Here is a 13,838-nt window from a genome sequence, read left to right on the forward strand (position 1 = left end):
GCCCGCGTAAAACCGGTCGCCTTTTTTGCTGACTTCCTTTGCTTTTGATGGAAATTGAGATGACCGACCAGACTACCCGCCTGCCGATCCGCCGCGCCTTGATCAGCGTTTCCGACAAGACCGGGATCCTCGAATTCGCCAAGGAGCTTGAAGCTCTGGGCGTCGAGATCCTCTCCACCGGCGGAACGTTCAAGCTGCTGCGCGACAACGGCGTTGCCGCAGTGGAAGTCGCGGACTACACCGGCTTCGCGGAAATGATGGACGGCCGGGTGAAAACCCTGCACCCGAAAATCCACGGCGGGATCCTCGGTCGTCGCGGTATCGACGACGCAATCATGAACGAACACGGCATCAAGCCGATCGATCTGGTGGCGGTCAACCTGTACCCGTTCGAAGCCACCATCAACAAGCCAGGCTGCGACCTGCCGACCGCCATCGAGAATATCGACATCGGCGGCCCGACCATGGTCCGTTCGGCGGCGAAAAACCATAAAGACGTGGCCATCGTGGTGAATGCCAGCGATTACGCCAACGTTTTGGAAAACCTCAAGGCCGGTGGCCTGACCTACGCTCAGCGTTTCGACCTGATGCTCAAGGCGTTCGAACACACTGCCGCCTACGACGGCATGATCGCCAACTACATGGGCACCGTGAACCAGGCTGCCGAGACACTCAGCACCGAAGGCCGCAGCGAATTCCCGCGCACCTTCAACAGCCAGTTCATCAAGGCGCAGGAAATGCGTTACGGCGAGAACCCGCACCAGAGCGCGGCGTTCTATGTTGAGGCCAAGCCTGCCGAAGTCGGTATCGCCACCGCGACCCAGCTGCAAGGCAAAGAACTGTCGTACAACAACGTGGCCGACACCGACGCCGCGCTGGAATGCGTGAAGAGCTTCGTCAAACCGGCCTGTGTGATCGTCAAGCACGCCAACCCGTGCGGCGTGGCCGTGAGCCCGGACGCTGAAGGCGGCATTCGTCAGGCCTACGAACTGGCTTACGCCACCGACACCGAGTCGGCATTCGGCGGCATCATCGCCTTCAACCGTGAACTGGATGCCGAGACCGCCAAGGCGATCGTCGAGCGTCAGTTCGTTGAAGTGATCATCGCCCCGAGCGTCAGCGAAGAAGCTCGCGCCATTGTCGCGGCCAAAGCCAACGTACGCCTGCTGGCCTGCGGCGAGTGGTCGGCTGACCGCGCAGCGGCCTGGGACTACAAGCGTGTCAACGGTGGCCTGCTGGTGCAGAGCCGTGACATCGGCATGATCGGCAGCGAAGACCTGAAAGTCGTGACCAAGCGTGCACCGACCGAACAGGAAATCAACGACCTGATCTTCGCCTGGAAAGTCGCCAAGTACGTTAAATCCAACGCCATCGTCTACGCCAAGAACCGTCAGACCATCGGTGTCGGCGCCGGCCAGATGAGCCGCGTAAACTCGGCGCGTATCGCCGCGATCAAGGCTGAGCACGCCGGCCTGCAAGTTGCCGGTTCGGTGATGGCGTCGGATGCGTTCTTCCCGTTCCGCGACGGCCTCGACAACGCGGCCAAGGTGGGTATCACTGCAGTGATCCAGCCGGGCGGCTCGATGCGTGATGCTGAAGTGATTGCTGCTGCTGATGAGGCCGGCATCGCCATGGTCTTCACCGGCATGCGCCACTTCCGTCACTGATTCAACTCGATCCAAATGTGGGAGCTGGCTTGCCAGCGATAGCATCTCCTCGGTCTGACTGATGAACCGAGTCGCCTGCATCGCTGGCAAGCCAGCTCCCACAGAAAAGCGTCCCAGCGGCGCTCAACAGAATTAGCGTCATCCGAGGTTTTTGAAATGAATGTTTTGATCATTGGCAGCGGTGGCCGTGAACACGCCCTGGCCTGGAAAGTGGCTCAGGATCCGCGCGTGCAAAAGGTTTTTGTCGCGCCGGGCAACGCCGGTACTGCGATTGAAGCCAAGTGCGAGAACGTCGCCATCGACGTGCTGGCCCTCGAGCAGCTCGCAGACTTCGCCGAGAAAAACGTTTCCCTGACCATCGTCGGCCCGGAAGTGCCGCTGGTCGCTGGCGTCGTTGATCTGTTCCGCTCCCGTGGCCTGGACTGCTTCGGCCCGACCGCCGGTGCTGCGCAGCTGGAAGGCTCGAAAGCCTTCACCAAAGACTTCCTCGCACGCCACAAGATCCCGACCGCCGACTACCAGAACTTCACCGAGATCGAGCCGGCCCTGGCTTATCTGCGTGAAAAAGGCGCACCGATCGTGATCAAGGCCGATGGCCTCGCTGCCGGTAAAGGCGTGATCGTCGCCATGACCCTGGCTGAAGCCGAAGACGCGGTACGCGACATGCTCGCCGGCAACGCTTTCGGTGACGCCGGTTCGCGTGTGGTGATCGAAGAGTTCCTCGACGGTGAAGAAGCTTCATTCATCGTCATGGTCGACGGCAAAAACGTTCTGCCGATGGCCACCAGCCAGGACCACAAACGTGTTGGCGACGGCGACAGCGGCCCAAACACTGGCGGCATGGGCGCTTACTCCCCTGCCCCGGTGGTCACCGCCGACGTGCACAAACGCGTGATGGATCTGGTGATCTGGCCGACCGTGCGCGGCATGGCTGAAGAAGGCAACGTCTACACCGGCTTCCTCTACGCAGGTCTGATGATCGACAAGGCCGGTAACCCGAAAGTCATCGAGTTCAACTGCCGTTTCGGTGACCCGGAAACCCAACCGGTGATGCTGCGCCTGCAATCGAGCCTGGTGCTGCTGGTTGAAGCTGCACTGGCGCAGGCGCTGGACAAGGTTGAAGCGCAGTGGGATCCGCGTCCAAGCGTCGGCATCGTGCTGGCCGCTGGCGGTTACCCGGGCGACTACGCCAAAGGCGCGGCGATCAACGGTCTGGACGCAGCGGCGAAGCTGGAAGGCAAAGTCTTCCACGCCGGTACTGCGCTGAAGGACGGTCAGGTTGTCACCGCCGGTGGCCGCGTGCTTTGCGCCACTGCCATGGGCGCCAGCGTCAGCGACGCGCAACAGCAGGCGTACAAGCTGGCAGCGGCCATCGACTGGGAAGGCTGCTTCTATCGCAAGGACATTGGCTACCGCGCCATTGCCCGTGAACGTGGCGAAACCCAGGAATAAGCTGCACACCAAGTCCGGCGAAGGATGCCCTTCCTCGCCGGGCTGTTCCGCCGTCGCGCATCGTTATATTCTGGCATCAACCTACGAAGGGATTTCGCCGTGCGCTGGCTCAGGATTGCCATAAGCTTCACCGTCACGCTGCTGACCTTGCTCTGCATGCTTCCGGCCCAGGCCGCGCAAGGCAGTGGCTGGTCGGTATTGCTTGATGATCAGGGCAATCTGCAATTAAGCGACATCCGTTCCGCTCGCTACACCAATCAATTCAGCCCCATCGACCTTGATCGCCTCACCGCGGCCGAGCCCGATGGCGCCTTGTGGCTGCGCTTCCGGCTGGCGCCGGGCAAGCACGAACAAGTGCTGCGCGTCTTCGCCCCCGACCTGTCACACCTCAATCTATACGTACTCGACGGCGACCAGCTGATCGAGCAACGCAACACCGGCACCGACCAGCCCCAGGCCGAACGGCCGTTGCCGAGCAGCGACTTCATGCTGCCGCTGCCGCAAAGCGACAAACCCCTCGACGTTTATCTGCGGATGGTTTCCGACCATCAGTTGCGCCCGCACATCACCCTGCAATCGGCGGTGATGAGCGCGGCCAATCATAATCAGACGCTGATCTTCGGTTTGCTGTTCGGCTGTCTCGGCATGCTGCTGCTGCATAATCTGGTGCGTTACGCCTATTCCCGTTCGCGCAGCAGCCTGTGGCTGGCGGTGTGCGAAGGCCTGCTGGGTCTCAGTCTGTTGTTGTTGCTCAACCTCGCCGGCCCGTGGCTGCCGAACTGGCACGCGATCCAGACCCCGGGCGCCTATCTGGCCTTGCTGCTGACCGCCCCGGCCGGGTTGATGTTCGCCTTGCGCTTCTTCGCTCCACTCGGCCCGCACCCGCTGAACAAACTGCTGCTGGGCGACATCCTGTTCATCGTGACCTGTAGCTTGCTGCTGTTGTTCGTCAACACCCTGCCGCTGAACATCATCACTTACGCGCTGGTGGCGCTGGCCGGCCTGAGCATGTTGCTGGTCGCCTCCTATCACTGGCAGAAAGGCTACCGCCCGGCACGCCTGTTCGTGGCCGCGATGGTGGTGTTCAACATCGGTACGCTGATCATTCTTCCGGCGCTGCTGGGGCTGACGCTGGTCGCACCGCAAGGCTTGATCATGACGTTGATGGCATTCATCTGCGTCAGTGGCCTGCTGATGAGCATTGCGCTGGGCGAGCGTCAGCGCAGTATCACCGAAAGCCGTTTCAGCATCAGCCGCGACCTCGCCGCCAGCAATGCCGAGATCAACGCCAAGGCCGAATTCCTCGCCAAGATCAGCCATGAGATCCGCACCCCGATGAACGGTGTGCTGGGCATGACCGAACTGCTGCTCGGTACGCCGCTGTCGGTCAAGCAACGTGACTACGTGCAGACCATCCACAGCGCCGGCAACGAACTGCTGACCCTGATCAACGAGATCCTCGACATCTCCAAGCTCGAATCCGGGCAGATCGAACTCGACGACGTGCAGTTCGACCTCAACGCCTTGATCGACGATTGCCTGAGCATCTACCGCGCCAAGGCCGAACAACAGAATGTCGAGCTGATCAGCTTCATTCAGCCGCAAGTGCCACGGGTGATCAGCGGCGACCCGACGCGTCTGCGCCAGACCCTGCTGAGCCTGTTGGAAAACGCCCTGAAGAAAACCGAAGAAGGCGAGGTGCTGATTGTGGTCGCCCTCGACGAGCGCAGCAGCAAACCGCGCCTGCGCATCGCCGTGCAGGACAGTGGCGCACCGATGGAACAAGAAGAGCGCGACGCGCTGATGCACGCCGAACTGCACAGCAAGCACTTTCTCTCGGCCAATCGACTGGGCGGCAATCTGGGGCTGGTGATCGCGCGGCAACTGATCCGTTTGATGCAAGGTGAATTCGGCATCAAGAGCGGCACCAATCAGGGCAGCACCCTGTGGCTGACCCTGCCGCTGGACCCTGACCGCCTCGAACATCCAACGTCCGATCTCGACAGTCCGCTGCAAGGCGCACGGGTGCTGGTGGTCGACGACAACGATACCTGCCGCAAAGTCCTCGTGCAGCAATGCAGCGCCTGGGGCCTCAACGTCAGCGCCGTGCCATCGGGCAAGGAAGCGCTGGCGTTGCTGCGTACCAAGGCGCACCTGCGCGATTACTTTGATGTGGTCCTGCTCGATCAGAACATGCCCGGTATGACCGGCATGCAACTGGCGGCCAAGATCAAGGAAGACCCGAGCCTGAACCACGACATTCTGCTGATCATGCTCACCGGCATCAGCAACGCGCCGAGCAAGATCATTGCGCGCAATTCGGGGATCAAACGCATCCTTGCCAAACCGGTGGCCGGCTACACCCTCAAGACCACCCTGGCGGACGAACTCAACCAGCGCAACAAAGGTCAGGTAGTGTTTCAGCCACAAGTGGTCACCCCGGCCACAGCGGCGAAAGTGCCCAGCGACTTCCGCATCCTCGTCGCCGAAGACAATACGATTTCCACCAAAGTGATTCGCGGCATGCTCGGCAAACTCAACCTGCAACCGGATACCGCCAGCAACGGCGAAGAAGCGCTGCAAGCGATGAAAGCCCAGCGTTACGATCTGGTGTTGATGGATTGTGAAATGCCGGTATTGGACGGTTTCTCCGCGACCCAGCAATTGCGTGCGTGGGAAGTCAGCAACCAACGGATCCGCACGCCGATCGTCGCGCTGACGGCGCACATCCTCGCCGAGCACAAGGAGCGCGCGCGACAAGCGGGGATGGATGGGCACATGTCCAAACCCGTCGAGCTGTCGCAGTTGCGCGAATTGATCGAGCACTGGGTTGCCCAGCGTGATCAGCAGAACCGGGCCACCCCACTACCGTCCTGAGCCGACAGACTGTTTGGCGCCTGATAGACTCCCTCGACTTCCCTCGCCAGTGAGCTTGCCCAATGCTCCACGTGTTATTCAGCGTTTACCTGAAGATGCTGGTGCTCTACAGCCCGTTCTTCGTGTTGTCCTGCTTTATCAGCCTGACCCGGGGTTATTCGCGCAAGGAGCAACGACGCCTGGCCTGGAAAGTAGCCATCGCCACCCTGGTCTCCAGTGTCTTGCTGTATCTGTTCGGGCGGGTGATTTTCGATGTGTTCGGCATCACAGTGGATGCCTTCCGGATCGGCGCCGGCAGCGTGCTGTTCATTTCGGCGCTGGGCATGGCCCAAGGCAAGTCAGTGGTGCAAACCGACAATGTGCAGCAAGACGTGACCATCGTGCCGCTGACCATTCCGCTGACCGTCGGCCCCGGCACCATCGGTGCGCTGCTGGTGATGGGCGTCAGCCAGCCGCACTGGGACGACAAACTCACAGCGATCATGAGTATTGCCCTGGCCAGTTTCACGGTCGGCGTGGTGCTGTATCTGTCGAACCGCATCGAGCGGATTCTCGGTGATCAGGGCTTGCAGATTGTCAGCCGTCTGATGGGATTGTTTGTCTGCGCCCTGGCGGCGCAGATCATCTTCACCGGGGTCAAAGGCTATCTGGTGCCCTGAGAGCTGACACCGGGGTAATGACCGCACAGCAGAACGCCGCGAACGCTATCGTTCGCGGCGTTTTGCTGTCGGCCTGACTTAACCGGCGCTCGCCGGCTCTGCCATCAGCGCCTGCAACGTCACGTTTTTCGTGCGCACGTTGCCGGCCTGCAAGCGCTGCACCCATGTCGATATGGCATGGGATTGCTGTTTTTTGAACGCGAGGAAGACCTCGCCACGCAACGTCACGTCAGCGGCACAGACATCCCGGAAGATCAGGCTGTGCTCACTGTCCGGGTCAACGATCAGCAGATGATCCCCGATGATCTCGAACAGCAGTTTTTCCGGCGAATCAAAATCCCAGATCAACTTGCCCGGCACCGCCGGCACTTCACCCAGCGCATGCCGGCAGTCGATGATCAGCGAGTCGAGTCGCAACCAGGCGGCCTTCGACAGCTTGCAGGTGACGTTACCCTGTCCCAGCCGCAGCACCATCGTGTTGACGTCATCGGGAATCAACGGCAGCAGATCATCCAGCCTGTTCTGCCCCGCCACGGTCACCACGTGAGCATCGCGCTCCAGGTAGTCGAACTTCCCGAGGCTGTGCATACCCGGGTAAACCTGCACCGTGCCGTCCCGAGGCTGGTGCAGCAACACCTTGGTTGGCGCCTCGCTCTGTGACGGGTTTTGCGTGCCGAGCAACGCGAAGTCAGTGGGCAGGGTGTTACTGGTGATGTGCAGCAGCCTGGCGCTTTGCACGTCATACCATTGCAGGTTGTCAGGCGCGGACTCGACGGAAACGAAATCTTCGTGATCCACCTCGCTCAACAACCCTTGCAACCGTGCGACCAGAGGGCCGTCCTGCGACATCACCCAGTGCCGATTGACCGCACAGACCACCTCCGGCGCCTGATAGCGCAGCTTCATCGACACGCCCTCGCGTGTTGTGCCATATAACCCGGAGCCATCAACACGCACTTCAGCAAACTGCCACTCGGCCCACTCCTGGCTCGGGGTCGGCAGTGCGTCTGCCTCTAACAGCTGCGAACCCTTGCCGAAAGCACGGTCGAGGTTCTGCGGCTCAATCAGTTCCTGGCTCCAGATCTCGCCACTGGACAGATTGAACAGCCAACCGGCCTTGTTATCCGGCGTCAGGCCCAGCAGGCGCACTTCCTGGTCGCGCCCCAGGTCACACAACAGTAGGCGGTCATTCACAAACCAGGCGTTGAGGTTGCCGTTACCGGCGACGTTGCGTAACCCGACAATGGCGAAACTGTCGACTGGATAGCGCTTGGCGACCGACGCCAGCGCAAGCCACCATTGCGACCGATCCTTGAACCATTGTTCACCGAGGCCGCCCAAGAGCAGATCGCCCTGGACGGTCAGATTGAAGAAGCGTCCAGCATCGTCGATTACCAGATACCCCCCGTCGACGGCCACCACCTGCGTCAACCCTTCGGGCTCGATCCAGCGGTTGGACCATTGCGCCTGGCCCTGCGTAACGGCTCGCTGCTGGCGGCACAGGGTCTGGTCGATCCGGTTGTAAACGAAGAACACATCAGCGTCGTCCGGCATCGGCATCAGTACCAGATCGTTGAGGTTCCTGATCGAATTTTTCCAACCGCGAGCATGACGAGCCAGCGGCTGTGGATGGATCAGCAGTCGATCTGCACTGCGGATCCATACCAGGTCGCGCTTGTCCGTAGCGAATGCCCAACTGACCGAAACATAGGCCGCCGGCTGCCAGTCCACAACCGTGAACTCTTCCTTCTCGGGTAACACAGGGGCGGTCAGATACTGGCCCAATAACAATGACCAGTCGGCCAGCGTATCACTGGCAAACGCGATGGACTGCAGCTCACGGTGCAGATCGTAAGTCACCGAACTGAGCAGCAACTGACCGTCATGGATCAGATAACTCAACTCGCGCGGGCCATCGACATCGCTGACGGTTTGCACAAAATGAATCACGCCGTGGGCATCGGTCTGGAACTTGCCAATCGTGCTGTCGCCTTCGGCGAGCAGTAGACGGTATCGATACTTGAGCAGGCCGCTGAGTGCATCCACCTGCCAGATGTCGTAGCTGTCCGTTACGCAGAAGTACGCATAGCCACCGGCGACCAGCGCCAGTTGCGCCTCCTCGGTGTCCCCGGCGTCCTCGGTGCGGATGTACAGAAAGCGCTCTTCGTGGGCGTCATACCAGGCTGTGACGTGACGGGGCTGCTGCGGTGATTCGAACGGGATCAGCCAGTCATGAATCGGTGTGTAGGGCAGCAGCAGACGATGCTCGCCAGCCAACGCTTTGTAGTGCTCGAGCAACGCCTGCTCATCGAGCCCGGCGGGCGCACTCTGTTCGAGGATGTCCAGCTGACGCTTGACCTGATCAACGTAAAACAGTTGCTGACCGGCCGTGCGGATCAGCACGGCATGAGCCCCATGACCGGACAATTTCACGTGAACATCGCCGATGTACAGATCACCCCGTTCGATGCGGATATCCGCTTCACCGGCCCAGCCCGCCTCCAGCACCCAGCGGCAACTTTTCAGACTCGGCGACTGCAACTCGACGTTGGCGCCGCGATTGAGCACCAGTGTGCAGGACGCCCCGGCGCTGGAAATTTTGTAGGAGACTTTGCCTTTCCAGGCACTTGGCAGCGACGGCACCACGAGCGTGCGTTCGACCGCGTCCAACTGCACTTCGAGGGTGGTCTCGCGATAATCGGCAAACAGTCGCTGCACGATGTAATCGGAAGGAAACGAATAAAACGAAAACCGGAACAGCCATGTACCGTCCGCCTGAATTTTTTCCAGACGCCGAGCCGTATCGAATCCACTGTCGTGGCGCCAGTTGGCAAACGGCAACGCCTTGTACTCGTAGCCGTAGCAAGTCTGCGGTGTGCACGGCAGCACGATGGTCTGCCCGGCGGATGGCGTAAAGGCGATCTCTCCCGGCAGGTGCAACTGCTGGCGGATATCAATCGCCCGGGCATAGTCGACGTCGTAGTCCGGTACACCGAAGTGGTCACGTAACGGGTACAGCTTCGGGCTGTCGAGGTGCAATTTACCCTTGCCCAGATCAATGCGTTTGACCAGCAGCGAAGGCTGCACAGTCCAGACCCCAAGAGTGGCATCGAAGCGGTATCCGACTCCGCGATAAGCGTGCTCCAGGTCAGCGAAGAATTTGCCGACGGCCTGCGCATCACGCGCAATGCCGGCAAAGCCCTGAGCGAGTGCCGCGACACCGACAGCAAGGCCGCCGACGATCACGCCGACCCCGCCCAAAACCGCCGCCGCCGTCGAGGCTCCGGTCAATGCCGCACCCACACCCGCCCCTGTCAATGCCAGGCTGGCCGAGTCAAAAGCCAATTGAGTGCCGAACTGAGCCTTTTCGACATCGTCCTCGGCAGTCGCCAACTGATAGATATCAAAGCCGACGTTGGCCAGCCCCAGCACAGCGCCGACACCCTCATTGGCGGCGTGGCCCAGCGCTTCGCTGACCACCGGCGCCACGGTGCGAGCGATAACCTTTTCTTCATTGAGTGCCGTGCGCACCAGACGAATCAGTCCGACCACGTCCACCACGTTGCCATGCACCAACTGTGCATAGTTGACGTAAGCGTGCAGGCGCACGGCTGTGGTCAGCGTGCGGCCCTCGCCTTCGCGGCTGCGCAACGCGTTCATCAACGCTTGAATGGTGAAACCGGCATTAAGGGTATGCACGCTGCCGGCCTCGGTCGGATCGATCACGCCCGCCGTCGGCTGCGGTTTGCGCGCCAGATTGGAAAACTGCTCGGACAACCAGGTCTTGATCCGCAGCAGTCGATGGTCTTCGCTGAGCACTTCAACCACGTGTTCAGGCTTCGACGGATCAATCAGGCTCAGTCGATACTTGCCTTCGGGCGTGACCTCAAGGGTGTCGAACAACGGCACCAGCGTGCTTGCCGAAGGATGCAGCTCTTGCAGAGCCGTCGTCGCCTCAGCCATTTGCTGGCCCCACCAATGGCTGTCCAGCCCCAGCAGGCTTCGCCCCAGATGCGCATTGTCGGCCAACGACCGCCCATGTGCGCTATTCAAACGCTGGCGCAGCTTTTGTGCCGGTTGTCCCGGCAACGGGTCCGCTGTCAGGACTTTGGCCACTTCATACCCGGCCGACAGCGGCAAGGCCGCTATTCGTTCACCGTCCAGTTCGACCAGATCGAAGGTCGGCCGGGTACCGGCACCGTACGCGGCATAGTATTTCGCCATGCCCATCTTCAGGAAAAAATGCTCGAGCGCCGTCTTGAACATGACGGGGTCGGTGAACTCGAAGACGCCGAAATTAGGGTCATAAAAGTGATAGGTGCTGACCTTGTCCAACACCGTTTTTGCCACCAGCATCGAATGATTGTCAGAGTTGAGCATCAGCGTGCGGTTGGTCGCGTGGTTTTCCAGCGCAGTGGTGATCTGCGCCAGATCACCCCGACTCAAGGACGTGCCGACCTCGCCCAGTGGTGTTCCTCGCATTTCTTCCAACGCTTCTACAAAGGCAATCGAATCACTCTGCTGCGGCTCGAGAATGGCCAGATAACAACGTTCGCGCAGACGATGGGACGCCTTCTCGCCTTGGGTCAGGGCGGCGCTCATCATCAACGCCAGGGGGTAGCAGCGCCCGCCGATGGTCTCGCCGAGACCGTTGCGCATCAAATCCTGCGGTACCGGCTGGACGCTGCTGGCATTCATCTGAGCAAAGACCTGATCCACCCGCTCACCGATCTGCAAGCGATGCTCGAGGGTGGCGACCTGCTGGATCTGCGCCACATAACGGCCCCACTGTTGCAGGGTATGTGCCTTCGTCAGCGCGCCCTTCTTCAGCTCCAGCGCACTGGTCGATGACGTTGAAGCGTCGATGAAGTCAGCGGCCAGACCGTGAAGAAAGGCAGAGTCCTTGCGTTGATAAAGATGTCGCTCGATAGCCGCGTAACGACTCGATGCGCCGAGGTCGCGAACACCGTTGGCGAGGTTATCCAGAGCACCGCTGAATGTCGCGAAGTTCTGGTTATGCAGTGAATCCATCCCCAACAACGCGCCCAGTGCCAGACGCTGCAGCGGAGTCGTCTGGACAATGTCCAGTTCTCCATGCCCCAGCCCGGCCAGCACTTCGTCCAGCCCCAGCGTCTGGAATTTTGCATCGTTTGGAAACACGGGAGGCCGTGCACTGGCAGGTTGCTGCTTGATCGACTGACGATCGGCGAAGCTCAGCGGCAGCGGTTGCTCAAAGGTGATTGCACCGTTATGCCCTTCGCGCATCGCGTTGATGAAGGGTTCGCCAAGTCCATCGACCAGGCGCTGCAAGACATCAGTGAGCAACACCGCGCGTCCTTCGATCAACGGCCAGCCGTGTTCAAACTCAAGGGTCGAGCCCTTGAGCAGTTCGCCGAGATCACCGTTGTAGCGGGTCGTATAATCGCCGGCGCTCCAGCTTTCCTTCTCTATTTTCAGCCAGTCCGCGTCGTTTTCCGTGTTGTCTTTCCAGGAGTGATCCAGTTCCTCTTCGGTGGACCGGTTGACCGAGGCATAACGGGCAATGGCCGACTCTGCGTTGATCATGGCGGCCTGCGAATCACTGAAATGCACCATGGCGTAATCGGCCATGCCATCAATGACCGCACCGGGGCCGGTCAGATAGATGGTGCCCTCGCTGCCAGGACGGATGCCATCACTGAAGTAAGTTGCGGCGGAAAATGCCAGAAATCTTGCAGGAATCTCCTGAATATCCGGCAGTGCGCCCAGTGAACCGTAGAATTTCTCCAGAATAGACTCGGCCAGCTTCCACCTGGTTTGACCATCGGTCAATGCGATACCGCGCTGCGTCGCCAGCAGCATCGTGGCATCGATCAGTTGATAGTTGAACCGGATACGTTGAATAACCGTTTGCAACGTGGCAGAGCCGGCGTGAGCCATCAGGAACGCGTTATTGATCTTCTGGCCTTCGGATACGGCACGCAGCATGAATGGGCGGGCCTGCAAATCGGTCGGTGCCTGAAACACCTGACTCAGTGCAGGAGAACTTTTCGCGAATGTCCGCAGCGCCGGCAAATGCTCTTCCGGAATGCGCATCAAGTGACCTTCGGAGTTTTTACGCCCCGGCATCCAGCCAGGGTTTTCATTCAGCAACAACTGCAAGACGCCGAGGCGCTCACTCGTCCCCATTGCCTGAACATCGACACCGCCCATTTTTTCCACCAGGGGTGGCAGGTTATCCACATCGGCATAACTGCCACTCTCGGTATACAGGGCTTCAAGACGAACGACGTCGGATGCCGCCGCAAGATTGCCGCGCAAGCGCATTTCACGCTCGTAGATATCCTGGAGTTGCAACGGTACTTCGCGCGTGTCCAGATCACGCAAATTGAAGCCGGCCTTGGCCATTTCCTGCATGCTGCCGCGATTACGTTCACGGAGTGCTTCGAGCGCATCGGCATCCTGGCCATAGGCGCGAACCAGCAAGTCGATTCGCGCATCATCGGCGGTGCCGCCGTTTGCCACGGCGGCATTGATGTGGGCGTACATTTGTTGCTTCAGAACAATCGCCCGTGCCTCGTAATGGTCAGCCAGTTCTGTTGGCGTAAGATCCTGGCCTGCGAATTGACCCAAGGCATCGGCCTTGGCGGCTTCGACAATCAGCTTGTTGGTTTGATGCGCCAGCAGGGCATCACTGTCGTACCAGAGATTGAACGTGTAACCGTGATCCGCCAGCACCTGTTTCCAGATATTGAGGTAATCGCACTGAATGGCGCCCAGGCCACCACCCAACCAGGCAAAATGCAGGTTTTTGGGTACGGCGCTCGTCGGGGTTTTCAGCAACGCAATGCCCGATTGAACACGTGATTCGAACCCTTGCACTTTGTCGTAGATTTGCCCTGCCGCCGAAGACAGTTCGCCATCGCGGCGGACCCGCCCCTTGCCGAGCATTTGTTCAAGTGTCTGACGGAACAATCCCAACGGTTCAGGTAGTTGCGACGAATCTGTTGCGGCCACGCAAGCGAAGTAATAACGCAACATCGCCTCATAACTTTTGTTGCCTTTATGAGCGACTAGCGCCGCTTCAAGATCCGCCAGCTTGAAAAGTTTTACGAATTCGACTTCACCATTAACGCCTTGAACATTGCGCATAAGTTCCAACTCATCAGATTAACCAAAGAGGACACGCTAACGATTGAAAACA

At 59.9% G+C, this 13,838-nt stretch carries 5 protein-coding genes; 4 read left to right on the forward strand and 1 reads right to left on the reverse strand.

What is annotated here, in order from left to right:
* Positions 1–59: 59 nt before the first annotated feature.
* The 4 genes from purH to ACIONG_RS14120 all read left to right on the forward strand — a co-directional run bounded on the left by purH (position 60) and on the right by ACIONG_RS14120 (position 6,655).
* Positions 60–1,667 carry a bifunctional phosphoribosylaminoimidazolecarboxamide formyltransferase/IMP cyclohydrolase gene (purH, locus tag ACIONG_RS14105; protein ID WP_103306129.1) on the forward strand — a complete coding sequence of 536 codons (1,608 nt, stop codon included), beginning with the start codon at positions 60–62 and terminating at the stop codon, positions 1,665–1,667.
* Positions 1,668–1,823: 156 nt separating this feature from the next.
* The gene (gene purD, locus ACIONG_RS14110) at positions 1,824–3,119 is read left to right on the forward strand and encodes a phosphoribosylamine--glycine ligase (RefSeq protein WP_401300253.1); all 1,296 of its coding nucleotides are present in this window, start codon (positions 1,824–1,826) and stop codon (positions 3,117–3,119) included.
* A gap of 99 nt (positions 3,120–3,218) precedes the next feature.
* Complete coding sequence (locus ACIONG_RS14115) at positions 3,219–5,996, forward strand: hybrid sensor histidine kinase/response regulator (RefSeq protein ID WP_213027432.1); 2,778 nt, start codon at positions 3,219–3,221, stop codon at positions 5,994–5,996.
* Positions 5,997–6,058: 62 nt separating this feature from the next.
* A complete protein-coding gene (locus ACIONG_RS14120; RefSeq protein ID WP_064593220.1) occupies positions 6,059–6,655 on the forward strand; it encodes a MarC family protein in 597 nt (198 codons plus the stop codon).
* 78 nt (positions 6,656–6,733) lie between these two features.
* On the opposite strand, the gene ACIONG_RS14125 is transcribed toward ACIONG_RS14120, so the two are convergent.
* Entirely contained in the window at positions 6,734–13,786 is a 7,053-nt protein-coding gene (locus ACIONG_RS14125; RefSeq protein WP_401300258.1) for a TcdA/TcdB pore-forming domain-containing protein, read from the reverse strand.
* Between the last annotated feature and the right edge of the window lie 52 nt (positions 13,787–13,838).

Source organism: Pseudomonas sp. NPDC087817 (genome assembly GCF_044742875.1).
Classification (GTDB): domain Bacteria; phylum Pseudomonadota; class Gammaproteobacteria; order Pseudomonadales; family Pseudomonadaceae; genus Aquipseudomonas.